Here is a 2,729-nt window from a genome sequence, read left to right on the forward strand (position 1 = left end):
CAACAAAACCACAAGTATCAGAAAAAGCAGATACAAAAGAAATTGCTTCAAGTAAAGCTAATCAAGCTCAAAAAGAGCAGTTGCCAAATACAGGAAGTGCAGCAAGCCAAGCAGCAGTAGCAGCAGGTTTAGCTCTTCTCGGTTTGGGGGCAGGATTAGTCGCCACTAAAGGCAAAAAAGAAGATTAGAGGCACTAGCTAGAATATGAATCTAGCGGTGACTAAGAAAGACCAGGTTTTCCTGGTCTTTTTTATGACAGAAAAATCATTTAGTAATGTTGGCATAAACAATGCCATTCTAAAAGACGTATTTAAATAAGTGAAAATGCATTTTTAAAATAAAATGTGCAAAAAAATACTGTTTATCGTATTTGTTTTTAACTGGTATATACTGGCTTGTCAACGAGTAAATTTAAAGGAAAAGGATCATTTCTTAATAGAGAGAAAAAAATAAATTATTCTGTAAAAATTTGTTTGATAGTCCTAGCCTTTTTTTCGATAGTATGATAAAATGTGGTTGTAATGTAGTTAATACGGTTCATTTTTAAAAAGGTGAACGGTGATTAGTTGGGGACAATCAATTAGCTTACAATTACATTGTACATTTACAATTGAATATTATGAGAAAGGAAGATCACATGAACAAAAAAATAAGATCTTGGATTCAGATCGTTATTCTTTGTTTGGGAGTTATTCTCCAATCATTTGCTCCTCTGACGCAAGTACGTGCGGCAGAGTATAATGATGTTATCACTAGTGTAGGTGTTGAGAACAAATCTGGTGAAGCATTAACGCAAGGATTGGATATTTGGCAAGAATTCCGTCTTACTGCAGATTTTGTTTTGCCAGATAATACGGTGCATGAAGGTGATACAACAACACTTCAATTGCCATCAGAGATTGCATTTTCAAACTCTTCAGACATTGAATTACGAGATGCTTCTAACAATCTTGTAGCTACTGGTCGTTTAGATGCAGCTAGCAAAACAATTACTCTCACTTATACAAAATTTGTTGAGAATAATTCTGGCGTTAGGGGGAAATTCTTTGTCTATGTCCGAGTTGACCATGACGTTGTTTCAGAAGAAAAAGACGTTGATGTCAACATTACTGTAGGACATAGAGTTCTATTTGCAGGGAAAATCCGTTATAACGGCCCTCCAGGGAAATACGACTCTAAAATTGAAAAGAGTTCCTTCCAATTCAAGGATGACGAGAAAAATGTAATCCGTTATAACATTACTGTAAACCGCAATATGGCGAACTACAGTGATGTCACTATCAAAGATGCTTTCTCTTCTCCAAATATGACATTCCTACCAGATACTTTTCGAATTTACAAAGTAGATTGGAGTTGGAATAACGGAGACTGGAAATGGACTAATGCTCGGGATATGACCGAAACCTTTAAAAACCAACTAGTGGTAAATGCGAATGGTGATGGTTTCACCCTTCCTTTAGGAGATACTAATGGTTTTGGTTATATGATCGAGTATCGAGCTAAAGCGAATTATGATCTAGTCGATGGTGAGGAAATCACGAACGTAGCCAACATGAGCTACAATGGTAGTGAGAATGAACAATCAACAAGCACACGTACCTACCAGATTGCAGGTGGTGTTGCGGAAGGATATGTTTTCACCATTAAAATTCATAAGGTAGACGAAGCAGGCCAACCATTGCAAGGCGCAGTTTTTGAAGTAATTCGTGATCGTAACCAAGCTGTTGTTGGACGATTGACAACAGGTCCTGATGGTAACGCTAGTGTAGGCAAATTGTTGCGAGACAACTATACAATTCGTGAAGTAACGGCTCCTCTTGGCTATGACAAATTAACTGAAGATATTAAAATTTCTCCAGATGAGTTTGGTTCAGACAAATCAGTAGAACGTCGAATTGAAAATAAGAAGACACCTCCGAAGACTCCAATTGAAAAAGAGATTACTTTCAAAAAGGTGGATCCAAATGGAAAAGAAATTCCAGGAGCGGAACTGAAAATCTATAGTGGAGATACAGTCAATCTTGAAGAGGCACCTGTTGCAGACTGGACTACTGTAGCTGACACTTCTAAAGTGATTAAGCTGGCACCAGGGACCTACACTCTAAGAGAGTTCAATGCTCCAGAGGGATATCAAATTGTAGGAGATATTACTTATACTGTTAATGCTGACGGTTCTATCACTATTAAGAATAAGGGAGCTGATGACACTGTTCTTGCAGCTGGTCCAGTTCTGACTATTACCGATAAAGAGGATACTAGTCCAAAACCAATTACCTTCAGTAAGGTAAACCTTGGAGGAAATGAAATCCCAGGTGCACAGATTAAGATCTACAAGGGCGACAAGGCAGAAGGTACAGCCGTAGAAAGCTGGACTTCAACTGACCAACCTAAGCAACTGAATCTTGAACCAGGCATCTACACCTTCCATGAGGAAGCCGCTCCAACTGGTTACCTCAAAGTAACGGATATCACTTTCCAAGTTAAACCTAACGGTACTGTTGAAGTGACAAAAGTAGGTGAAAAAGATTCTAAAGGCGAAGACAATCGTGTTGTAGCCCAAGATTCAACTCTGACAGTTACTGATAAAGATGACGATGTAGCTCGTAAAATCACGTTCAGTAAAATTAGCCTTGGTGGGGTTGAAATCGCAGGTGCCCAAATCAAGATCTACAAGGGCGATAAGGCAGAAGGTACAGCTGTAGAAAGCTGGACATCCGAAGCTGGTAAAT

At 38.6% G+C, this 2,729-nt stretch carries 2 protein-coding genes; both read left to right on the forward strand.

What is annotated here, in order from left to right:
• Positions 1–188, forward strand: a 188-nt coding sequence (locus GMD3S_RS10485) for an LPXTG cell wall anchor domain-containing protein (RefSeq protein WP_033587333.1), incomplete at its 5' end; no start/stop codon positions are given.
• A gap of 449 nt (positions 189–637) precedes the next feature.
• Positions 638–2,729: SpaA isopeptide-forming pilin-related protein (locus GMD3S_RS0209375; protein WP_001035137.1), on the forward strand; the 2,092-nt coding region annotated here is incomplete at its 3' end.

This window comes from Streptococcus sp. GMD3S, assembly GCF_000298695.2.
Lineage (GTDB): Bacteria > Bacillota > Bacilli > Lactobacillales > Streptococcaceae > Streptococcus.